Origin of the sequence: Paraburkholderia tropica, from assembly GCF_014171495.1 — a bacterium.
Classification (GTDB): domain Bacteria; phylum Pseudomonadota; class Gammaproteobacteria; order Burkholderiales; family Burkholderiaceae; genus Paraburkholderia; species Paraburkholderia tropica.
In genome coordinates this window covers 44,292-65,438 of sequence record NZ_CP049134.1, presented here as the reverse complement: position 1 = coordinate 65,438, position 21,147 = coordinate 44,292, and the positions used below count along the sequence as shown (strand labels likewise).

The window sequence follows — 21,147 nt, the reverse complement described above, 5'->3', positions numbered from 1 at the left end:
GAAGGAATCAGGATGAGCACCATGACCCCCGCCGAGATCGTCTCGGAACTCGACAAGCACATCATCGGCCAGGCGAAAGCGAAGAAGGCCGTGGCCGTCGCGCTGCGCAACCGCTGGCGCCGCCAGCAGGTCGCCGACCCGCTGCGCCAGGAAATCACGCCGAAGAACATTCTCATGATCGGGCCGACGGGCGTCGGCAAGACCGAAATCGCGCGCCGTCTGGCGAAGCTCGCCGACGCGCCCTTCATCAAGATCGAAGCCACCAAGTTCACCGAAGTGGGCTACGTGGGCCGCGACGTCGACAGCATCGTGCGCGACCTGATCGAAATCGCCGTGAAGCAGACGCGCGAAACGGAAATGCGCAAGGTGCGCAGCAAGGCAACCGATCAGGCCGAAGACCGCATTCTCGACATCCTGCTGCCGAGCGCGCGCCCGGTCGGCTTCGGTTCGTCGGATGCGTCGGCGTCGGCGCCGGCCGACGGCGGCGACAACGCCACGCGCCAGACCTTCCGCAAGCGCCTGCGCGAAGGCCAGCTCGACGACAAGGAAATCGAACTCGACGTCGAGATGCCGCAAGCGGGCATGGACATCATGGGGCCGCCGGGCATGGAAGACATGACCGAGCAGATCCGTTCGATGTTCGCCAACCTCGGCGGCGGCAAGAAAACGCGCCGCAAGGTGAAGGTCAAGGAAGCGCTCAAGCTGATCACCGACGAAGAAGCGGCCAAGATGCTCAACGACGAAGAGGTCAAGCAGAAGGCCGTGCAGAACGTCGAGCAGAACGGCATCGTGTTCCTCGACGAAATCGACAAGATCGCCTCGCGCAACAACGAAGGCAGCGGTGGCGGCGAAGTCTCGCGCCAGGGCGTGCAGCGCGATCTGCTGCCGCTCGTGGAAGGCACCACCATCAACACGAAGTACGGGATGATCAAGACCGATCACATCCTGTTCATCGCGAGCGGTGCGTTCCATCTGTCGAAGCCGAGCGATTTGATCCCCGAATTGCAGGGCCGTTTCCCGATTCGCGTGGAACTGGAATCGCTGTCCGTGAAGGACTTCGAAGCGATTCTCGTCTCGACCGACGCCAGCCTCGTGAAGCAGTATCAGGCGCTGCTCGCGACCGAAGACGTGCAGCTCGACTTCGCGGAAGACGGCATTCGCCGCCTCGCGGAAATCGCCTACTCGGTCAACGAGAAGACCGAAAACATCGGCGCGCGCCGCCTCTATACGGTCATCGAAAAGCTGCTGGAAGACGTGTCGTTCGCGGCCGGCAACCACGCGGGCCAGAGCGTGACGGTGGACGCCGCCTACGTCGACAAGGCGCTCGGCGAAGTGGCGCAGGACGAAGATCTGTCGCGCTACGTGCTCTGACCTTCAAGCGTCTCGCCAACGAAAAAAGCCCTGCAATGCAGGGCTTTTTTCATGGCTGCGCCGTGACGCTTACTGCTTGACCGGCCGCTTCGCGAGCTTGCGTTGCAGCGTGCGGCGGTGCATGTTGAGCGCGCGCGCCGTTGCGGAGATGTTGCCGCCGTGCTCGGCCAGCACGCGCTGGATGTGCTCCCATTCGAGGCGCGCAACCGACAGCGGCGTGGGATGCTCGATGGCCGCTTCGGCTTGCAGCGCGCTCGCGTCGCTTTGCAGTGCCGAGAGAATCATTTCGACGTTCGCGGGCTTGGCCAGATAGTTGTCCGCGCCGTCTTTCACCGCCTGCACCGCCGTGGCGATGCTCGCGTAACCCGTGAGCACCAGCATGCGTGCGTCGGGCTGCAGGTCGCGCAGCGGCGCGATCAGCGACAGGCCCGAGTCGTTGCCCAGATGCAGGTCGACGGTGATTTGCGCAAACTTCTGCTGGTTGGCGAAACGCACCGCCTCGTCGGCGTTGTGCGCCTGCTGGACCTGATAACCGCGTCGCGTGAGACCGCGCGTCAGGATGTCGGAGAAGACTTCGTCGTCGTCGATCACCAGAAAATTCATATCGCTCATGCCACTTTCTCCGTGTTGTTTAGGCCGCGTCGGGCCGGGCCGGCCCCTCGCCTGATTCAATATCCGGACCCTTGGCCGCCGCGCCATCGCGCGAGCCCGCAACCTGGTCCGTCTCGCCCGGCGATGCCGGCGCCTGTGCCGGGCCGCCCGTTTTCACAGGCACCCGCAGCACCGCACGCGTGCCGCGCGCCTTGCGCGCGCGCGTGCCGCCGCCCACCGCGGCCGCAGCACTCGCTGCGACTCCTCCACTGCTCCCTTCGGACGCGCCGCCCTCGGACGCCGCGCCCGCCGTCGTCGCGTCGGTCAGTTCGATCGAACCGCCCAGCCGCGCCGCCGACGAAAACGCCAGATAGAGCCCAACGCCGTGACCGCCCTGTGTGCTGTCAACGGGCGCGGCGCCCAGCGAGGCGCGCAGTGAAGCCGGAATGCCCGGCCCCGCGTCGCAGACTTCAAAATCGATAAAGTCGTTCAGGCGCGGCGACGGATACGCGCGAAGCGAAACGAAGTCGCGGCTCGCGCGCGCGGCGTTGTCGAGCAGAATGGTGAGGATCTGGCCGACCGCAACGGTGTCGTCGAGGCTCAGGTCGGCGGGCGGTTCGCCCTGCAGCTCGAACTTCACGTGCGGATGGCGCAGCCGCCATTGCTCGACGAACGGCCCGAGCCATTCGCCCACGAACTGACGGCTGCCCGCCGACGAGGCGCGGCTGCGCAGGCGCGCGAGCGCCGAGGTACAGAGCGTGATCTGCTTGTCGAGCAGTTCGAGGTCGGCGCCGTAGGGCGCGAGGCCCTGGTCGGTGCGCGCGATGTCGCGCAGCTCTTCGGTGAGCATGGAAATGGTGGAGAGCGGCGTGCCGATCTCGTGCGCGACCGTGGCCGCCTGCACGCCGAGCGCGACCGCGCGTTCGTCGCGCAGGAGACGCTGCTGCGCGTCGGCGAGCGCGTATTCGCGCTGGCGCAACGCGCGCGACATCCGCGCGACGAACCAGACGATGAGCGCCACGCTCACCATGAAGTTCACCCACGTGCCGGCGCGGTAGTAATCGAACAGGTTCGACGGGTTGTCGAGATTGAGCGGTACGTTGTCGAAGCCGAGCAGCACATAGCAGGCCACCGCGAAGCACGCGAGCCACGCCGTGAGATACCAGGGCAGCACGGCCGCCGCGATGGCGAGCGAAGGCAGATAGAGCGAGACGAACGGATTGGTCGTGCCGCCCGACAGAAACAGCAGCGCCGAGAGCGCGCCGAGGTCGACCCAGATCTGGCCGAACAGTTCGAGATTGGATTCGGGACGATCCTGCGTGACGCGCAGCCAGGTGACGCCGTTGAACGCCACTTCGAGGGCGATCACGAACAGCATGGCAGGCAGCGGCAATTGCACGCCGAAGAAAAATTGCACGAACGCAATCGTGCAGAGCTGGCCGATGATGGCGAGACTGCGCAGCCAGAACAGATGGCTGAGATTGACGCGAGCACTGACGGTTATTCGATGCATGCTGTCAGTTTACCTGTTCGTACTTGTCCGATTCCTTAACCTGAGCAGCTTTGTTTGAATATTGCTCATAGTCGAATCTGCTCGAAATAGATTTGCCTGAAGCCGCGTTAATCATCTAAGGCCAATAAAACATGCAAACGGATACTCACGATCCGCTTCAGCCGGTAAGGAATCTCTTCCACGATTTCGTCGATGCCGCCGTGCGGGCGGACCCGGCACAGACGGCTTCCAAAGAAGCCATTGCACTGCTAACCAATACGCGCGCCACGCTGCTCGCGCTCGGCGACGACGCGCTGGTCGGCATCGCCGCCGAGGTGAAGGATCCCGCCAAAGCCCACGCCGCGCTGCGGATTGCGCTGGCCGCGGCCCGTCTCGCACCCGCTCGCGCGGCGGCGCAGTTCGCCGCCGGACTGGCCCTGCAATTCGCGAATCGTCATGCCGATGCCGTCGAACCATACCGCCGCGCGCTTGCAATCGACCAAACGTTTCCAAATCTTCGCAACAATCTTGCAATCTCTTTGATGCTTATCAATTCTGAGAGAAGCGAGATCGATTGGCTTCTCGAAGAAGCCGTCGCGGCCGATCCGAACGACAGTCGGGCATGGGTCAACCTCGCGTTGCTGCGTCCGACCGACATCGATCTTGCGCGACCTCATGACGCAGCCCGGCGGGCCGTCGCGCTCGCGCCGCACGACCCGCTCGCGCTCAACAACTACGCGATGGTATGCAAGGAAGCGCAAGACTGGGACGAAGCGGAACGCATGGCGCGCGCCGCCTGCGAGTATGCGCCCAACGGGGCTTCGTCGCGTTTCAATCTGGCGATTCTGCGGCTCGTGCGCGGCGGGTATGCCGAAGGCTGGGCCGGACACGAACTGCGCTGGCAAGGTTCGCGCGAACTCGCGGCGGGACGGCCCGCGTTTCCGAAACCGCAATGGCGTGGCGAACCGCTCGCCGGGCGCACGCTGCTGCTATGGGGCGAACAGGGCATGGGCGACCTGCTGCAGTTCGCCCGCTACGTGCCGATGCTCGCCGAACGCGTGCATCGCGAAGGCGGCAAACTGGTCTGGAATTCGTTTCCGCAGATGGGCGCGCTGCTCTCGCGCAGCCTCGGCGCCCACTGCGATCTCTATTGCGCGGGCGGTCCGGTCGAAGCGCTGCCGCCGTATGACTGCGAGGTGTCGCTGCTGAGCCTGCCGTTCCTCTTCGAGACGCGCGACGACACCATTCCCGGCCCCGCCGCCTATCTCGCGCCCGATCCGGCGCGCGCCGCTTACTGGCGCAAGCGGCTCGCCGACGATGCCGGCGAGCGCCGCCTGAAAGTCGGCCTCGCCTGGACCGGCAGCCTCACGCATCAACGCAATCCGTTCCGGCGCGTCGGGCTGGAGCGCTTCGCGCAGGCGTTCGCGGGCCTGCACGCCGACGTGGCGTTCTACTCGCTGCAGCCGGGCGCGCAAGCCGACGTCGAGGCGGCGCGCGCGGCGGGCTTCGAGATCGCCGATTACAGCGCCGAATGGCCCGACTTCGACGACACCGCCGCCTTCGTCGACGGACTCGATCTGGTGATTTCGGTGTGTACGTCGGCGGCGCATCTGGCGGGCGCCCTCGGCAAGCGCACGTGGGTGCTGCTCGACGTGAATCCGCATTGGGTCTGGCAGCTCGATCGCCGTGACAGCCCGTGGTATCCGAACACCACGCTGTATCGGCAGAAGCAGTTCCGCGACTGGCAGCCCGTGCTCGACGCCGTCAGCGCCGATCTGGCCGGGCTCGCCGGCGCGCATCGCGAGGCGCTCGCTTAGGCCGGGGTCCATTCAGAGGCTCGATTTGGCCCGGTTCGACGAACCGGCGCACGGCGTCAGCGGCGCTGCGCGCCTCCAGACGGCGCCTGCCCCGAGGCGACCGCGGCGGCGAGACATTCGGGACACAGACAGCGGCCGCGCGGATCGAGCTGGCTCGCGGGCAATGCAGGCAGCGACTTGCACCAGCAGTCGAACGGCTCGGCGTGGCGGCCGCAGTCGAAGCGGTTGCCGCAGCGCGGACAGCGGACGCTGCGGGTCGTGTCCGAAGAGGTGTCCCGAGTCGCGGACTGCGTGGCGGCGTGGGGCCTGGAGGCGGTCATGGCGCGCTCCTCGTGTGCCGGCGTCGGCGGTAGGGAAATGATGCCACAGCGCGGCGCGCGTCCGGGCAGCCGCGCGGCCCGTTGGTTCCAGACAACGCATCGCGGACTGTCCGCCGCCCATTCCCCACCGCGACATCGCCGCTCAAAGGAATAAATTTCCCGATATCGACGATGAATTAGTGCATTTTCCCAAAATTACGAGCGCGGCTGTAAGCCTGCCGCACTGCAACGGCGCCTTCTCTAAAACCCGGTCGCAAACCCTGTTGCGCCGCGCCAGTCCTGTACAATTCGGCCTGTTTGACCCGCACAGACCCGCGCGGCCGGTTTCGCCGGATTCTTCGCGCTTTTCGTCTCGTTTTTGTCCCGTTTTCTGTCCAGTCTCCGTCGCCATGTCCGAGCCTCTCGACCTCACGCAGATCGCGCCCACCCTGAAAGCCGAAATTCTGGCCGAAGCGCTGCCCTACATCCGTCAGTACCACGGTAAGACCGTGGTCATCAAATACGGCGGCAACGCCATGACCGAAGAGCGGCTCAAGCAAGGCTTCGCGCGCGACGTGATCCTGCTGAAGCTCGTGGGCATCAACCCGGTCATCGTGCACGGCGGCGGCCCGCAGATCGACACGGCGCTGAAAAAGATCGGCAAGCAAGGCACCTTCATCCAGGGCATGCGCGTCACGGATGAAGAAACCATGGAAGTCGTCGAGTGGGTGCTCGGCGGCGAGGTGCAGCAGGACATCGTCACGCTGATCAACCATTTCGGCGGCCACGCGGTCGGCCTGACCGGCAAGGACGGCGGCCTGATCCACGCGCGCAAGCTGATGATGCCGGACCGCGACAACCCCGGTCAGTACATCGACATCGGCCAGGTGGGCGAGGTCGAGGCGATCAACCCGGCCGTCGTGAAGGCGCTCCAGGACGACGCGTTCATTCCGGTCATTTCGCCGATCGGCTTCGGCGAAGACGGTCTGTCGTACAACATCAACGCCGACCTCGTGGCGGGCAAGCTCGCGGTCGTGCTCAACGCCGAGAAGCTCGTCATGATGACGAACATCCCCGGCGTGATGGACAAGTCGGGCACTCTGCTGACCGATCTTTCGGCGCGCGAGATCGATGCGCTGTTCGAAGACGGCACGATTTCCGGCGGCATGCTGCCGAAGATCTCGTCGGCGCTCGACGCGGCCAAGAGCGGCGTGCGCTCGGTGCACATCATCGACGGCCGCATCGAGCACTCGGTGCTGCTGGAAATCCTGACCGAACAGCCGTTCGGCACGATGATCCGCTCCCACTGACGCCCCCTCTGCGTTGGCGGCGCCTCGCGCGCCGCCAACGCTGTCTCCCCCATGAACGTGAATCGCCCGCAGTCCAGGTCGCCCAGGCGGCGGCCGACGCGCGCCGCACACCGCCCCGTCTGGCTGTTCGACCTCGACAACACGCTGCACGGCGCGTCGCGCGCGGTCTTTCCGGCCATCAACCGCGGCATGACGCAGTACATCATCGACTCGCTGGGCGTGAGCCGCGACGTCGCGAACCATCTGCGCACGAGCTACACGCACCGCTACGGCGCGGCGCTGCTCGGCCTGCTGCGCCACCACGCCATCGATCCGCACGATTTCCTCAAGGTCGTCCACACCTTCGACGATCTGAGCGCCATGCTGCACGCGGAGCGCGGCCTCGCGCGCATCCTGCGCGCGTTGCCCGGCCGCAAGATCGTGCTAACCAATGGTCCGACCGGGTACGCCCACGCGGTGCTCGACGCGCTCGGCATCGAGCGGATCTTCGAGCGCGTGCTGGCCATCGAGCACATGCGCACGCGCGAGCGCTGGCGCGCCAAGCCCGATGCGTCGATGCTGCGCAAGACGCTGCGCGACATCGGCGTGGCCTTCGAGGACGCGATTCTCGTCGAGGACACGCGCGGGCATCTGAAGCGCTACCGCCGCCTCGGCATCCAGACGGTGTGGATCACCGGCCACCTTCCCGCAGCGCTCGCACGCGGCGGGCGGCCTCACTATGTCGACCATCGCATTCGTTCGCTAAAATCGCTGGGACGCGGACTGCGGACAGGGCAACTGCGGGGCCAATCGCGCAAGCCACCGCGCAGCTTCACCGGCACGTATCGGCACGTAACAGACTGACCGCGAACGCCAACAGCGAACGCCGACCGCGCCGCGCCCGACGGACCACGGGCGCGTCATGCAGCACGCAGCACACGAATCCGGAGCCGGCGCTGACGCCAGCGCGCATCCGGACGCACACCACACCGCAAGATTCGACGGCCCGGCGGACTCGCCGCGGGCCGCGATCCGGACTCAGGGGCGACATTCATGCAGCCGACCGAAACGCGTGACGCAGTCGTAGCAGCAGAATCACCGGACTCAGCCGACGCACCGCCGCGCCGCGCCAGCCGTCCGAAGCCGGGCGAGCGCCGCGTGCACATTCTCCAGACGCTCGCCGCCATGCTGGAAGCGCCGCGCGGCGAGAAGATCACCACCGCCGCGCTCGCCGCGAAGCTGGGCGTCTCCGAAGCGGCGCTGTATCGCCATTTCGCGAGCAAGGCGCAGATGTACGAAGGGCTGATCGACTTCATCGAGCAGACGCTGTTCGCGCTCGTGAACCAGATCGTCGCGAAGGAGCCGAGCGGCGTTTTGCAGGCGCGCGCCATTGCCTTGATGCTGGTCCAGTTTTCGGCGAAAAACGCCGGCATGACGCGCGTGCTGACCTGCGAAGCGCTGGTGGGCGAGCACGAGCGCCTCGCCGAACGCGTGAACCAGATGCTCGACCGCATCGAGGCCACGCTGCGCCAGTGCCTGCGCGTGGGCATCGCCGAACTCGCGGAGAGCGCGTCGGCCAACCCCGGCGCAGCGGCCGCGCCAAAAGGTTACGATCCGGCGGTGCGCGCGAATCTGGTGGTGCGCTACGTGATCGGCTGCTGGCACCGTTACGCGCAAAGCGGCTTCACACGCTCGCCCAGCGAGCACGCCGACGAGCAGATTCGCGTGATTCTTCAGTAGCGCGGCCGCGCCCGCTCTTTCCGCCTGTTTTGCGGCACGTTCGGCGCGTCTTGTCGCCTGTCGCGGCCGTGCGCTTCGTTTCCGCCCGTAAGGAGAAGAACGCATGAACCGTCCCGACACCCGTCCCATTCCTCCCGCCGCCCTGTCCATCCTCGCGGGCCTGTCCGCGCACTGGGGCTGGCTGCTCGCGCGCGGCATCGCCGCCATCGTGTTCGGCGTGCTCGCCTTCATGTGGCCCGGCTTCACCGTCATCACGCTCGCCATCGTCTGGGGCGCCTATGCGATCGTCGACGGCGCGTTCGCGCTGCTCTACGGCGCGCGCGGCGGCGGCACGCGGCGCTGGACCTACGTCGTGGTCGGGCTGATCGGCGTGATCGCGGGTCTCGTGGCGCTCTTCTGGCCCGGCGAGACGGCGATCGTGCTGGTGATGATCATCGGCTTCTGGGCGCTCGCGGTCGGCGTCTTCGAAATCATCTACGCGTTCCAGTACCGCCGCGCGATCGCGCATCCGTGGGCGGTCGGCCTCTCGGGCCTGCTCTCCGCCGCCGTGGGCTTCTTCATCGTCATGTTTCCGGGCGCGGGCGCGCTCTCGCTGATCTGGGTGATCGCCGCCTACGCCGTGCTCTACGGCATCCTGATGATCGTCGCCGCCTTCGGGCTGCGGCGCTGGCGCAACACGCATCCGAACGGCGGCTGAGCTTGCGTTGGGGTTGCGCTGATACAGCGTCGTAAGGGCGGCGGCATCGCACGCCGCCCGCCCGCGCGCCGCTCCAGCGACAACCCGTCCGCCGCATTGACGCCGGCGTTTTCCGCTATACTCTGCGTTCACTTGCTTCACCCACGCGCCGATTTGCTGACTCGATTGCGGGCGCGTGAACTCCCATGGCATGGGCCCGGAGTTCGATATAAATGCGGCTAAAGAGGTCGTCAGCTGCGCCAACTCCTTCGCACTCCGCGCTCGCCGACACCGTTTAGCCGCCCGAAAAACACAGGCGGAACGAATGGAATCGATCGGCATCGTCGCTCCTCAAACACTGCATTTCGACGAGCCTCTGCAACTGCAGAACGGCACGGCGCTGGCCGGGTACGACCTCGTGGTCGAGACCTACGGCACGCTCAATGCCGCCCGCAGCAACGCGGTGCTCGTCTGTCACGCGCTCAATGCGTCGCACCACGTCGCGGGCGTCTACGCGGACAACCCCAAAGACGTCGGCTGGTGGGACAACATGGTCGGGCCGGGCAAGCCGCTCGACACCAACCGCTTCTTCGTGATCGGCGTGAACAATCTGGGCTCGTGCTTCGGCTCGACCGGCCCGATGAGCATCGATCCCGCCACCGGCAAGCCCTGGGGCGCGAAATTTCCCGTCGTGACGGTCGAAGACTGGGTCGACGCGCAGGCGCGCGTGGCCGATCGCTTCGGCATCGAGAAGTTCGCGGCGGTGATGGGCGGCAGCCTCGGCGGCATGCAGGCGCTGGCCTGGAGCCTGCGCTATCCGGACCGCCTCGGCCACTGTCTGGTGATCGCCTCCACGCCCAAGCTCTCCGCGCAGAACATCGCGTTCAACGAAGTGGCGCGCTCGTCGATTCTCTCCGACCCGGACTTCCACGGCGGCGACTACTACGCGCACGACGTGAAGCCGAAGCGCGGCCTGCGCGTCGCGCGCATGATCGGCCACATCACCTATCTCTCCGACGACGACATGGCCGAAAAATTCGGCCGCGCGCTGCGCCGCGCCGAGGGCGCGCAGAACGAGTACAACTTCAACTTCGACGTGGAGTTCGAAGTGGAGTCGTATCTGCGCTACCAGGGCGACAAGTTCGCCGACTACTTCGACGCCAACACCTATCTGCTGATCACGCGCGCGCTCGATTACTTCGATCCCGCCCGCACCTTCGACGGCGACCTGACCCGCGCGCTCGCGCACACGAAAGCGAAATATTTCGTGGCGAGCTTCTCGACCGACTGGCGTTTCGCGCCCGCGCGCTCGCGCGAACTCGTGAAGGCGCTGCTCGATCACAATCGTCAGGTGACCTACGCGGAAATCGACGCGCCGCACGGCCACGACGCCTTCCTGCTCGACGACGCGCGCTATCACAACGTGGTGCGCGCCTATTACGAACGCATTGCTGCTGAGGTGGGCGCATGAACCAGAGCGCTTTCGACAGTCTTTCCGCCCGTCCCGACTTCCGCACCATCGCGCGCTGGATCGAACCGCGCTCGAAGGTGCTCGACCTCGGCTGCGGCGACGGCGCGCTGCTTTCGCTGCTCTCCGAAGAGCTCGAATGCACGGGCTACGGCATCGAGATCAACGACGCGGGCGTGCTCGCCTCGACGAAGAACGGCATCAACGTGATCCAGCAGAATCTGGAAGACGGCTTGCGCCTGTTCGAAGACGCGAGTTTCGATTTCGCGATTCTTTCGCAGACGCTGCAGACCATTCACCAGACCGCCGCGATCCTGCGCGAGACGGCGCGCGTGGGCAAGGAATGCATCGTCTCGTTCCCGAATTTCGGTTACTGGCCGCACCGGCTTTCGGTCCTGCGCGGTCGCATGCCGGTCTCGAAGTCGCTGCCCTACCAATGGCACAACACGCCGAACGTGCGCGTGCTCACGGTGAAGGATTTCGAGGCGCTCGCGCCCGAAGTCGGCATCGAAATTCTCGATCGCGCCGTGCTGCATGGGGGCCAGACCGTGCGTTGGGGTGTGAACTGGCGTGGTAGTCTTGCGGTCTATCGCGTGAAGAAACGCTGACGCCGGGACCGGCGCCGCGCGTTTCTCGCCGAATTCATCTCGATACACACGCGCCGCCGCCCGACGACATGCCGAATCCGCCCCAAGAGGCCACCAAGCAGGACGCACACGAGGCGCGCCACGCGCCCGACGCGCACGACACGCACAACCCGCACGACGTTGGCGCTCACGACGCGCACGACCTGTCGGCTCACGAAGACCATCCGGGCTGGCGCGCGTACCTGAACACGCACATGCTGATCTGCGTGTTTCTGGGCTTCACCTCGGGGCTGCCGCTCTTCACGCTCGTCTATCTGGTGCAGGCGTGGCTGCGCTCCGAGGGCGTCAATCTCAAGGAAATCGGCCTCTTCGCGCTGATCCAGTTTCCCTATACCTGGAAATTCGTCTGGGCGCCGCTGATGGACCGCTACGTGCCGCGTCTGCCGGGCTGGAAGCCCGGACGCCGCCGCGGCTGGATGCTGGTCACGCAGATACTCGTGGCGGGCGCGATCGCCGCGCTCGGTTTCGTCTCCCCGAAAGAGTCGATCTGGACCGTCGCCGCGCTCACCGCGCTGGTGGCGTTCTTCGGCGCGAGCCAGGACATTTCGGTCGACGCCTACCGGCGCGAACTGCTCAAGGACACCGAACAGGGTCTGGGCAACGCGGTCCACGTGAACGCGTACAAGATCGCGGCGCTCGTGCCCGGCTCGCTCGCGCTGATCCTCTCCGATCACCTGCCGTGGAGCACGGTGTTCGTCGTCACGGCGGCGTTCATGATTCCCGGCATGATCCTCTCGCTGGTCGTGACGGAGCCGGAGATTCACGGCGCGCCGCCGAAGAATCTGCGCGAAGCCATCGTGCAGCCGTTCGCCGAATTCGTGAACCGCGACGGCCTCGCCGCCGCGCTGTTCGTGCTCGCGTTCATCTTCCTTTACAAGCTCGGCGACACGATGGCGACCACGCTCTCGACGTCGTTCTTTCTCGACATCGGCTATTCGCGCACCGAGATCGGCGTGATCGCCAAGATGACCGCGTTCGGCGCGAGTCTCGCGGGCGGCATTCTCGGCGGCATCGCGCTGGTAAAGATCGGCATCGGGCGCGGCTTGTGGATCTTCGGTTTCCTGCAGATGATTTCGACGCTCGGCTTCGCGTGGCTCGCGCAGCTCGGACCGGGCTCGCCGTCGCTCGCGGCGATCTACGACGTCGTGCTCGCAGTGAGCCACGGCGTCACGCAGATCGCGAGCGTGTTCGGCGCGCACACGCAGCTCACGCTCGATCCGCGCGCGGTGGCGCTCGCGCTCGTCTACGGCTTCGAGACCTTCGCGACCGGCCTCACGCTCGCCGCGTTCACCGCCTATATCGCCAGCACCACCGATCCGCGCTACACCGCCACGCAGTTCGCGCTGTTCACGAGCCTCGCCTCGATTCCGCGCACGCTCGCGTCCGCCGCGAGCGGTTATGTCGTCGCTAAAATTGGCTGGTTCGATTACTTCGTCGTCTGCACGCTGCTCGCCGTACCGGGTATGCTCCTGCTCATTCGTATCGCCCCGTGGAGAAACCGGTCGTGACCCCGCCTCAGCCAGCAGTTTTCGCTTTCCGTTCGACGCGACGCCGTCCGGAGGGAAGCGATGCGGGCGGCGCGGCGGGTCGGCAACGTCCGCGCAAAGGCACGCCCGCTCGTCCGCCGCTTCGCACCGCGTTGCGCGCGCTCGCGCTGACGCTCGCCGCCACGCTGCAGGCGGGTGTCGGCCAGATCGCGCACGCCACGGAAAATCCGGCCGCCAACCCGGCCGGCGCCACGTCCACGCCCGCCACCGAGTCGAGCGCCCCGACGGGCGCCGCGTCCAGCGGCGCATCGGGCAGCGCCGCGCCGAACGCCATCTCCGGCAGTGCGCAAACCGGCGTGCAAGGCAGCGGCCCGAGCACCGGCCGCGTGGTGCGCTTCGGCAATATCGCCGTGTTCCGCAGCCTGATTCCGTCGCCGATGCTCGAAGCCCAGGCCACCGCGGAATACAACGAGATCGTGCGCGGCGCCGCGCATTCGAACCGCCTCTATCCCGATAGCGATCCGCACGTGCAGCGCGTGCGCCAGCTCGTCGACAAGCTCGCGCCCTACGCGCTCAAGTGGAGCGACCGCGTGAAATCGTGGAAGTGGGAAGTGGCCGTGGTGCGCTCGCCCGATATCCGCATGTATTGCCTGCCGGGCGGCAAGATCGTCGTCTACGGCGGCCTGCTCGACCGCGTGAAGCTCAACGACAACGAACTCGGCATGCTGCTCGGCCACGAGATCGCGCATGCGGTGCGCGAGCACGTGCGCGAGCGTCTCGGCGAACAGCAGGCCGCGCAGATCGAATCGGGCGCGGTGCCGCAACTGTTCGGTCTCGCCGATCTCGGCATGTTCCCGCTCGGCATCGGCTCGCGGCTCGTGGAGATGCACTATGGCCGCGCCGACGAAACCGAAGCCGACGTGATCGGCAGCGATATCGCCGCGCGCGCGGGCTTCGATCCGCGCGCCGCGCTCACGCTCTGGGACAAGCTCGCGATGGCCACGCGCGCCGATCGCGATCAGGGCTTCATCTACGTGCATCCGTACACGCCCGCGCGGCGCGCCGACATCGCCAAGCGTCTCGCCGACATGATGCCGCTCTACGCGAAAGCGATCGGCAAGCCGCTCGCGCAGTTGCCCGACTACGAGGGCATGCCGGCCGTGCAAAAGCGCAAGGTGGTGGCGTCGCCCTGAAGCACGGCGCGCGGCGCCGAATCGCGAACGAAGCACGAAAAAAATGGGCGCCCGAGCGCCCATTTTTCTGCCTGCGAATTGCGTGGAATTGCGTGGATCGACCTTACTTCTTCATCTTCCAGTCGTAGTCGATCGTCAGCGGCGCGTGGTCGCTGAACTTGATGTCCTTGAACACCGATACGTCTTTCGCCGTCGCCGCAATGCCCGGCGTGGCGATCTGGTAATCGATACGCCAACCCACGTTCTTCGCGTAAGCCTGGCCGCGGTTGCTCCACCACGTGTACTGCTCGGGGCGCTGATCGATCGTGCGGAACACGTCCACGTAACCGACGTCGTCGAACAGTTGCGTGAGCCACGCGCGCTCTTCGGGCAGGCAGCCGGAATTCTTCTGATTGCCCTTCCAGTTCTTGATGTCGATTTCCTTGTGGACGATGTTCACGTCGCCGCACAGCACCACTTCGCGCTCGCGCTTGAGTTCGGCCAGATGCGGCATGAACGCGTCCATGAAGCGATACTTCGCGGCCTGACGCTCTTCGCCGCTCGAACCCGACGGCACGTACACCGAAATGACCGACAGATTGCCGAAACGCACTTCGACGTAGCGGCCTTCGGCATCGAATTCCTCGCTGCCGAAGCCGATGATCACGTCGTCCGGCTCGTGACGCGTGTAGACGCCCGCGCCGCTATAACCCTTCTTCACCGCGTGCTGGAAGTAGCCCTTGAAGTCGTGCGGCGCGAGGAATTCGGGCGTCATGTCGTCCTGCGAGCACTTGATTTCCTGCACGCAGAGCACGTCGGCTTTCTGGTCGCCGAACCATTCGAAGAAGCCCTTCTTCGCCGCCGAACGGATGCCGTTGAGGTTCGCGGTGATCACACGCAGCATGTTGTGTTTCCTTGTGGTTTGCGTTTCAGGGAGCTCGCGGCGGCGCGGCGCGCGCGAGCGGCGTGAAGCGAGGCGCTCATCGAGTCTTCACTCGAAGCGTCACTCGATCTTCATGCCATTGAGTTCCGGTTTGGCGGGCGGAAATTCGAGCTTGAGTCCGTCCATCAGACGCAGCAGCAGCTCGGCCACCATGACGTTGCGATGCGTTTTCGAGTCGGCGGGAATCACGTACCACGGCGCGTAGTCGGTCGACGTGGCCGCGAGCGCGTCCTGATAGGCAAGCTGATACGCGTCCCACTGCTTGCGCGCTTCGAGGTCGGACACATCGAACTTCCAGTGTTTCGTGGGATCGTCGATCCGCGCCTGGATGCGGCGCTTCTGCTCGTCCTTCGAGATGTGCAGCATGCACTTGATGATGGTCGTGCCGGTCTCGGCAAGCATGCGCTCGAAGTCGCGGATCTGCGCATAGCGGCGCTCGCACTCGGCCGCGTCGATCTGGCCCAGCACGCGCGGCACCAGCACGTCTTCGTAATGGCTGCGGTTGAAGACGGCCAGCTCGCCCGCCCCCGGCACCTGCATATGCACGCGCCAGAGAAAGTCGCGCGACGCCTCGATGGGCGTGGGCGCGCGAAACGCCACGATGCGCAGGCCGAGCGGATCGACTTCGTGGAACACGCCGCGAATCGTGCCGTCCTTGCCGCTCGTGTCCATGCCCTGCAGAACCAGCAGCACGCGGTCGTGACGCTGCGCGTGCAGGCGTTCCTGCTGCACATCGATCTTCTGGCCGACTTCCGTGAGATGGTCGCGGTCGCCGTCCTTGCTGCCGGTGGAAAACGGCTTGGCGGACGGATCGACGTCAGCCAACGCAAACTTGCCGGCTTTCTTGTCGCCGAATAGCGGCACGCGGTAATCGTCGAGACTCGGGACGGGGACTTCGTCATGCTCTGCTCTCCTCCTGGTTCGGGGTAACCGCTGCTGCATGCCAGCGCCGCGCAAAGCGCAGCGTCGAAAACGAGGACGGGCGCAGGGCGATGTCGACTTCGCCCATGCGCCCGCGTTTCAGCCGCCCGTCTGCAAGCCGGTCAGCCGAGCTTCTTCTTGAGCAGCTCGTTGACCTGTTGCGGATTGGCCTTGCCCTTCGTGGCCTTCATCGCCTGGCCGATCAGTGCGTTGAACGCCTTTTCCTTGCCCGCGCGGAATTCCTCGACCGACTTCTGGTTCGCGGCGAGCACCTCGTCGATGATCGCTTCGAGCGCGCCGGTATCCGAAATCTGCTTGAGACCCTTCGCTTCGATGATGCGGTCGGCCGCGCCTTCGTCGGCGGCCTTCTCGTCCCACATCGCCTGGAACACTTCCTTGGCGATCTTGTTCGAGATCGTGCCGTCGGCGATACGCGCGAGCAGCAGCGCGAGTTGCGCCGCCGACACCGGCGACGCGCCGATCTCCAGGTCTTCGCGGTTCAGCTGCGACGACACTTCGCCCATCAGCCAGTTCGCGGCGGCCTTCGCCTGCGCGGCGCCGGCCTTCGCGACCACGGCCTCGAAGTACGCGGCCATCGCCTTGCTCGACGTCAGCACGTTCGCGTCGTACGCGGTCAGACCGTACTGCTCGACGAAGCGCGCCTGCATCGACTCGGGCAGCTCCGGCATTTCGCCCTTCACGCGCTCGACCCACGCCGCGTCGATCACGAGCGGCATCAGGTCGGGATCCGGGAAATAGCGGTAATCGTGCGCGTCTTCCTTGCTGCGCATCGAGCGCGTTTCGCGCTTGTCCGGATCGTAGAGACGCGTTTCCTGCACCACCGTGCCGCCGTCTTCGATCAGCTCGATCTGACGTCGCACTTCGTACTGGATGGCTTCTTCGAGGAAGCGGAACGAGTTCAGGTTCTTGATTTCCGCACGCGTGCCGAACTCTTTCTGACCGACCGGACGCACCGACACGTTCGCGTCGCAACGGAACGAGCCTTCCTGCATGTTGCCGTCGCAGATGCCGAGCCACACGACGAGCGTGTGCAGCGCCTTCGCGTAGGCCACGGCTTCCGCCGCGCTGCGCATTTCAGGTTCCGTGACGATTTCGAGCAGCGGCGTGCCCGCGCGGTTCAGGTCGATGCCCGTCATGCCCGCGAAGTCTTCGTGCAGCGACTTGCCCGCGTCTTCTTCCAGATGCGCGCGCGTCAGGTTGACGGTTTTTTCGTACGCTTCCTTGCCGGCCTTTTCATTGGCGGGCACCTGGATCGTGATCTGGCCGCCCTGCACGACCGGAATCTCGTACTGGCTGATCTGATAGCCCTTCGGCAGATCCGGGTAGAAGTAGTTCTTGCGCGCGAAGATGCTGCGCGGCGCGATCGTCGAGCCGATCGCGAGACCGAACTGGATCGCGCGCTCGACGGCGCCGCGGTTCATCACCGGCAGCACGCCCGGCAGCGCGAGATCGACGGGGCAGGCCTGCGTGTTGGGCGCCGCGCCGAATTGCGTCGATGCGCCCGAGAAGATCTTGGAGACCGTCGACAGCTGCGCGTGCGTCTCAAGACCGATAACGACTTCCCATTGCGTGCTCATGCTTTACACCCCTGCCGGCGCCTTGCGATGCCAGTCGGTCGCGCGCTGGAAAGCGTCGGCGACCTGCAGCATGCGGGCCTCGTTGAAATAGTTGCCGACGATCTGCAGACCGACCGGACGTTGCGCGTTCGCGCCCGCGCCGAAGCCGCACGGCACGCTCATGCCGGGCAGGCCCGCGAGGCTGGTCGACAGCGTGTAGATGTCCGCGAGGTACATCTGCAGGGGATCGTCGCCCTTCGCGCCGATGTCCCACGCCACGCTCGGCGCGACCGGGCCCATGATGACGTCGCACTGCTTGAACGCTTGCTGGAAATCCTGCGCGATGATGCGTCGGATTTTCTGCGCCTGCAGGTAGTACGCGTCGTAGTAGCCGTGAGAAAGCACGTAGGTGCCGACCAGAATGCGTCGCTTCACTTCGGGGCCGAAACCTTCCGCGCGCGACTTCTTGTACATGTCGAGCAGATCGGTGTACTGGTCGGCGCGATGGCCGAAGCGCACGCCGTCGAAACGCGAGAGGTTCGAGGAGGCTTCCGCCGGCGCGATCACGTAATAGACGGGAATCGACAACTCGGTCTTGGGCAGCGTGACTTCGACGAGCGTCGCGCCGAGCGACTCGTAAGTCTTGAGCGCGGCGTCGATGGCGGCGCGCACGTCGTCGGCGAGGCCCGCGCCGAAGTATTCCTTCGGCAGACCGATGCGCAGACCCGCGAGCGGCTTGTCGGCGCTCGCGTTCGCGCCCCACTGTTCACCCAGATGGCGCGTGTAGTCTTCGTCGTCGCGCGTGAGGCTCGTGGAATCGCGCTCGTCGAAACCGGCCATCGCGTTGAGCAGGAGCGCGCAGTCGGCGGCGCTCTGCGCCATCGGGCCGCCCTGGTCGAGCGACGAGGCGAACGCGATCATGCCGTAGCGCGACACGCGGCCGTACGTGGGCTTGATGCCGGTGATGCCCGAGAACGACGCGGGCTGACGGATCGAGCCGCCCGTGTCGGTGCCCGTTGCGGCGGGCGCGAGGCGCGCGGCCACGGCGGCGGCCGAACCGCCCGACGAGCCGCCCGGCACCGCATTCTTGTCCCACGGGTTTTTCACCGCGCCGAAGTGCGAGTTCTCGTTGGACGAGCCCATCGCGAATTCGTCCATATTGGTCTTGCCGAGCGTCACCATGCCCGCGCGCCCGAGACGCTCGACCACGGTCGCATCGAACGGGCTCACATAGTTTGCAAGCATCTTCGAGCCGGCCGTCGAGCGCCAGCCGCGCGTGACGAACACGTCCTTGTGCGCGAGCGGAATGCCCGCGAGCGGGCCGGCGTGGCCCGAATGCAGCAGCGCGTCGGCGGCCTTGGCCTGCGCGAGCGTCGCTTCGGGATTGACGTCGACGAACGCGTTCAGGTCTTGATGCGCCTCAATCCGACCCAGAAAATGCTGGGCCAGTTCGACTGCGGAGCATTCCTTCGCAGCCAGCGCGGCGCGCAGTTCGGTCAAGCTTTTGTCATGCATTGCGTGATTCCTGGAAGAACGTGACGGCGCTTCGAATTGCGCACGCCGCCGCGAGGGGCGCTGCGCGCCGGTGCGCGAGGCGCCGGCCGTTCGGTCTTGCCGCCGTTCGCGAAATTAAAGTCCGCGAAGTTAAGGTCCGATAACTCGGATTTCTTCGAAAATAACGGTAAATGCCAGCGTGTTTACTCAATCACGCGCGGGACGAGGTACAGTCCGTCCTGTACCGCGGGCGCGGGGCGCTGGAAGGCCTCGCGATCCACGGTTTCGGTCACGGCGTCCTCGCGCAGGCGCAGCGCGACGTCCTCGATCTGCTCGATCGGGTGCGCGAGCGGCGCGATGCCCGTGGTGTCCACGGCCTGCATCTGCTCGACGAGCCCGAAGAAGTTATTCAGGCGCTCGAGCGTATTGCCGGCCTCGGCTTCGGCCAGTTCAAGGCGCGCGAGATGCGCGATGCGCTTCACATCGGTCAGGGTCAGGGCCATGCGGTCACCGGAAAATGAGGCTGAAGCAGTGCAGAAAATCAGTGCTGCAACAGCGGTTTATCGCGCCGGATCCGGGGAGCGAAGAAAGCTTCGACGCGGTCAAAAACTGACCTCCGGATCCTGCAAAACAGGCAAAATTATAAGGTATCATTACGCGTTCGACTCAAACCCGGACCGCCTTGCACCCGCCTTTCAAGCCTGATCGCAGCAATTTGCGTTCAGCAGGCGCGCAACGGGGTTGCCTCCGGTCACCATTCCCGCAGTTTCAGGCTCCTCGCGGCGGCACTTTCCGCCCGTCCTGAGGCTGTTATTTTTTCCGCTGCCGCCCGTGACCCGCTCGTTCCACAGGTCGGCCACCAGCGAGACAGGATTTTTGAATGTTCGGTTTTCTGCGTAGCTACTTCTCCAACGATCTCGCGATCGACCTCGGCACCGCCAACACCCTGATCTACATGCGCGGCAAGGGCATCGTCCTCGACGAACCCTCGGTCGTGTCCATCCGCCAGGAAGGCGGCCCGAACGGCAAAAAGACCATTCAGGCAGTCGGCAAGGAAGCCAAGCAGATGCTCGGCAAGGTGCCGGGCAACATCGAGGCCATCCGCCCGATGAAGGACGGCGTGATCGCCGACTTCACCGTCACCGAGCAGATGATCAAGCAGTTCATCAAGACTGCACACGAATCGCGCATGTTCTCGCCGTCGCCGCGCATCATCATCTGCGTGCCCTGCGGTTCGACCCAGGTCGAGCGCCGCGCGATCAAGGAAGCCGCGCACGGTGCGGGCGCCTCGCAGGTCTACCTGATCGAAGAACCGATGGCCGCGGCAATCGGAGCCGGCCTGCCGGTTTCGGAAGCCACGGGCTCGATGGTCGTCGACATCGGCGGCGGCACGACCGAAGTGGGCGTGATCTCGCTCGGCGGCATCGTCTATAAGGGTTCGGTGCGCGTGGGCGGCGACAAGTTCGACGAAGCCATCGTCAACTACATCCGCCGCAACTACGGCATGCTGATCGGCGAGCAGACCGCCGAAGCCATCAAGAAGGAAATCGGTTCGGCCTTCCCGGGTTCCGAAGTCAAGGAAATGGAAGTCAAGGGCCGCAACCTGTCGGAAGGCATTCCGCGCAGCTTCACGATTTCGAGCAACGAAATTCTCGAAGCGCTCACCGACCCGCTGAACCAGATCGTCTCGTCGGTGAAGATCGCGCTGGAACAAACGCCGCCGGAACTGGGCGCCGACATCGCCGAACGCGGCATGATGCTCACGGGCGGCGGCGCACTGCTGCGCGACCTCGACCGCCTGCTGGCCGAAGAAACCGGTCTGCCGGTGCTGGTGGCGGAAGATCCGCTCACCTGCGTCGTGCGCGGTTCGGGCATGGCGCTCGAGCGCATGGACAAGCTCGGCAGCATCTTCTCGTACGAGTAAGCAGCCCTTCGCTGCGGGCGCAACGGTGCATTTGCAATCCGGCGCCCCAGCTCTGGAACCTGGCGCTGAATGTGGTGTCACATCTGGCGCGACATCTGGTGCGACTTATCGCGCCGCAGTGGGTGAGACTGTCGAACGGTTGACGGTTCGGCGGCGGCAGACGCCGCCCCGCCTCGTCGCCCGCGCCGCTCAGGCCGAATGTGCCGCTCGTGACGTTCGTGCCGCCCATGTCGAGGCGG

General features: G+C 65.6%; 18 protein-coding genes and 1 pseudogene. 11 read left to right on the top strand and 8 right to left on the bottom strand.

The window, feature by feature from the left end; all coding sequences use genetic code 11:
• The first annotated feature begins 12 nt into the window (after positions 1 to 12).
• Positions 13 to 1,371, top strand: a complete 1,359-nt coding sequence (gene hslU, locus G5S35_RS00305; RefSeq protein ID WP_065061873.1) for an ATP-dependent protease ATPase subunit HslU — start codon at positions 13 to 15, stop codon at positions 1,369 to 1,371.
• 69 nt (positions 1,372 to 1,440) lie between these two features.
• On the opposite strand, the gene G5S35_RS00300 is transcribed toward hslU, so the two are convergent.
• Together G5S35_RS00300 and G5S35_RS00295 are read right to left on the bottom strand one after the other, a co-directional pair.
• Positions 1,441 to 1,983 carry a response regulator transcription factor gene (locus G5S35_RS00300; RefSeq protein ID WP_065061871.1) on the bottom strand — a complete coding sequence of 181 codons (543 nt, stop codon included), beginning with the start codon at positions 1,981 to 1,983 and terminating at the stop codon, positions 1,441 to 1,443.
• 157 nt (positions 1,984 to 2,140) lie between these two features.
• Positions 2,141 to 3,475, bottom strand: a pseudogene (locus G5S35_RS00295) (ATP-binding protein); the annotation flags it as partial.
• Between the two features lie 131 nt (positions 3,476 to 3,606).
• On the opposite strand from G5S35_RS00295, the gene G5S35_RS00290 reads away from it, so the two are divergent.
• On the top strand, positions 3,607 to 5,271 hold the full coding sequence (locus tag G5S35_RS00290) for a hypothetical protein (protein ID WP_183038449.1): 1,665 nt from the start codon (positions 3,607 to 3,609) through the stop codon (positions 5,269 to 5,271).
• 56 nt (positions 5,272 to 5,327) lie between these two features.
• On the opposite strand, the gene G5S35_RS00285 is transcribed toward G5S35_RS00290, so the two are convergent.
• A complete protein-coding gene (locus tag G5S35_RS00285) occupies positions 5,328 to 5,591 on the bottom strand; it encodes a cysteine-rich CWC family protein (protein WP_074982931.1) in 264 nt (87 codons plus the stop codon).
• Between the two features lie 389 nt (positions 5,592 to 5,980).
• Here G5S35_RS00285 and argB point away from each other — a divergent pair, with 389 nt between their 5' ends.
• The 8 genes from argB to G5S35_RS39340 all read left to right on the top strand — a co-directional run bounded on the left by argB (position 5,981) and on the right by G5S35_RS39340 (position 14,070).
• Complete coding sequence (argB, locus tag G5S35_RS00280; protein ID WP_065061865.1) at positions 5,981 to 6,880, top strand: acetylglutamate kinase; 900 nt, start codon at positions 5,981 to 5,983, stop codon at positions 6,878 to 6,880.
• A 51-nt stretch (positions 6,881 to 6,931) separates the two neighbouring features.
• Complete coding sequence (locus G5S35_RS00275) at positions 6,932 to 7,723, top strand: pyrimidine 5'-nucleotidase (protein WP_065061863.1); 792 nt, start codon at positions 6,932 to 6,934, stop codon at positions 7,721 to 7,723.
• A 189-nt stretch (positions 7,724 to 7,912) separates the two neighbouring features.
• Positions 7,913 to 8,599, top strand: coding sequence for a nucleoid occlusion factor SlmA (gene slmA, locus G5S35_RS00270; protein ID WP_065061861.1), 687 nt, complete (start codon positions 7,913 to 7,915; stop codon positions 8,597 to 8,599).
• A 103-nt stretch (positions 8,600 to 8,702) separates the two neighbouring features.
• Positions 8,703 to 9,296: an HdeD family acid-resistance protein gene (locus G5S35_RS00265; RefSeq protein ID WP_074982929.1), complete on the top strand. Its 594-nt coding sequence runs from the start codon at positions 8,703 to 8,705 to the stop codon at positions 9,294 to 9,296.
• 304 nt (positions 9,297 to 9,600) lie between these two features.
• Positions 9,601 to 10,746, top strand: coding sequence for a homoserine O-succinyltransferase MetX (gene metX, locus G5S35_RS00260; RefSeq protein WP_065061857.1), 1,146 nt, complete (start codon positions 9,601 to 9,603; stop codon positions 10,744 to 10,746).
• Positions 10,743 to 11,351: a methionine biosynthesis protein MetW gene (metW, locus tag G5S35_RS00255; protein WP_065061855.1), complete on the top strand. Its 609-nt coding sequence runs from the start codon at positions 10,743 to 10,745 to the stop codon at positions 11,349 to 11,351. The genes metX and metW overlap by 4 nt, the downstream gene beginning before the upstream one ends.
• A gap of 68 nt (positions 11,352 to 11,419) precedes the next feature.
• Entirely contained in the window at positions 11,420 to 12,898 is a 1,479-nt protein-coding gene (locus tag G5S35_RS00250; protein WP_183038448.1) for an AmpG family muropeptide MFS transporter, read from the top strand.
• Positions 12,895 to 14,070, top strand: a complete 1,176-nt coding sequence (locus G5S35_RS39340) for a M48 family metallopeptidase (RefSeq protein WP_237181302.1) — start codon at positions 12,895 to 12,897, stop codon at positions 14,068 to 14,070. Before G5S35_RS00250 ends, G5S35_RS39340 begins: the two co-directional genes overlap by 4 nt.
• Before the next feature lie 103 nt (positions 14,071 to 14,173).
• Here the strand turns inward: G5S35_RS39340 and G5S35_RS00240 are convergent, their stop codons facing one another.
• From G5S35_RS00240 to gatC, 5 genes are all read right to left on the bottom strand, one after another.
• Positions 14,174 to 14,953, bottom strand: coding sequence for an exodeoxyribonuclease III (locus tag G5S35_RS00240; RefSeq protein ID WP_065061851.1), 780 nt, complete (start codon positions 14,951 to 14,953; stop codon positions 14,174 to 14,176).
• A gap of 99 nt (positions 14,954 to 15,052) precedes the next feature.
• Entirely contained in the window at positions 15,053 to 15,934 is an 882-nt protein-coding gene (locus G5S35_RS00235) for a PPK2 family polyphosphate kinase (protein ID WP_183038447.1), read from the bottom strand.
• Between the two features lie 101 nt (positions 15,935 to 16,035).
• Positions 16,036 to 17,511, bottom strand: a complete 1,476-nt coding sequence (gene gatB / locus G5S35_RS00230) for an Asp-tRNA(Asn)/Glu-tRNA(Gln) amidotransferase subunit GatB (RefSeq protein ID WP_065061849.1) — start codon at positions 17,509 to 17,511, stop codon at positions 16,036 to 16,038.
• Between the two features lie 3 nt (positions 17,512 to 17,514).
• Positions 17,515 to 19,005, bottom strand: coding sequence for an Asp-tRNA(Asn)/Glu-tRNA(Gln) amidotransferase subunit GatA (gatA, locus tag G5S35_RS00225; protein WP_065061847.1), 1,491 nt, complete (start codon positions 19,003 to 19,005; stop codon positions 17,515 to 17,517).
• 182 nt (positions 19,006 to 19,187) lie between these two features.
• Positions 19,188 to 19,487, bottom strand: coding sequence for an Asp-tRNA(Asn)/Glu-tRNA(Gln) amidotransferase subunit GatC (gene gatC / locus G5S35_RS00220; protein WP_065061845.1), 300 nt, complete (start codon positions 19,485 to 19,487; stop codon positions 19,188 to 19,190).
• A gap of 377 nt (positions 19,488 to 19,864) precedes the next feature.
• Between gatC and G5S35_RS00215 the strand changes: the two genes are divergently transcribed.
• The gene (locus G5S35_RS00215) at positions 19,865 to 20,908 is read left to right on the top strand and encodes a rod shape-determining protein (protein ID WP_004189550.1); all 1,044 of its coding nucleotides are present in this window, start codon (positions 19,865 to 19,867) and stop codon (positions 20,906 to 20,908) included.
• The last annotated feature ends 239 nt before the right edge of the window (positions 20,909 to 21,147 follow it).

Coding starts and splice junctions, on each gene's coding strand:
- hslU (WP_065061873.1), top strand. CDS start 13: ATGAGCACCATGACCCCCGCCGAGATCGTCTCGGAACTCGACAAGCAC.
- G5S35_RS00300 (WP_065061871.1), bottom strand. CDS start 1,983: ATGAGCGATATGAATTTTCTGGTGATCGACGACGACGAAGTCTTCTCC.
- G5S35_RS00290 (WP_183038449.1), top strand. CDS start 3,607: ATGCAAACGGATACTCACGATCCGCTTCAGCCGGTAAGGAATCTCTTC.
- G5S35_RS00285 (WP_074982931.1), bottom strand. CDS start 5,591: ATGACCGCCTCCAGGCCCCACGCCGCCACGCAGTCCGCGACTCGGGAC.
- argB (WP_065061865.1), top strand. CDS start 5,981: ATGTCCGAGCCTCTCGACCTCACGCAGATCGCGCCCACCCTGAAAGCC.
- G5S35_RS00275 (WP_065061863.1), top strand. CDS start 6,932: ATGAACGTGAATCGCCCGCAGTCCAGGTCGCCCAGGCGGCGGCCGACG.
- slmA (WP_065061861.1), top strand. CDS start 7,913: ATGCAGCCGACCGAAACGCGTGACGCAGTCGTAGCAGCAGAATCACCG.
- G5S35_RS00265 (WP_074982929.1), top strand. CDS start 8,703: ATGAACCGTCCCGACACCCGTCCCATTCCTCCCGCCGCCCTGTCCATC.
- metX (WP_065061857.1), top strand. CDS start 9,601: ATGGAATCGATCGGCATCGTCGCTCCTCAAACACTGCATTTCGACGAG.
- metW (WP_065061855.1), top strand. CDS start 10,743: ATGAACCAGAGCGCTTTCGACAGTCTTTCCGCCCGTCCCGACTTCCGC.
- G5S35_RS00250 (WP_183038448.1), top strand. CDS start 11,420: ATGCCGAATCCGCCCCAAGAGGCCACCAAGCAGGACGCACACGAGGCG.
- G5S35_RS00240 (WP_065061851.1), bottom strand. CDS start 14,953: ATGCTGCGTGTGATCACCGCGAACCTCAACGGCATCCGTTCGGCGGCG.
- G5S35_RS00235 (WP_183038447.1), bottom strand. CDS start 15,934: ATGCAGCAGCGGTTACCCCGAACCAGGAGGAGAGCAGAGCATGACGAA.
- gatB (WP_065061849.1), bottom strand. CDS start 17,511: ATGAGCACGCAATGGGAAGTCGTTATCGGTCTTGAGACGCACGCGCAG.
- gatA (WP_065061847.1), bottom strand. CDS start 19,005: ATGCATGACAAAAGCTTGACCGAACTGCGCGCCGCGCTGGCTGCGAAG.
- gatC (WP_065061845.1), bottom strand. CDS start 19,487: ATGGCCCTGACCCTGACCGATGTGAAGCGCATCGCGCATCTCGCGCGC.
- G5S35_RS00215 (WP_004189550.1), top strand. CDS start 19,865: ATGTTCGGTTTTCTGCGTAGCTACTTCTCCAACGATCTCGCGATCGAC.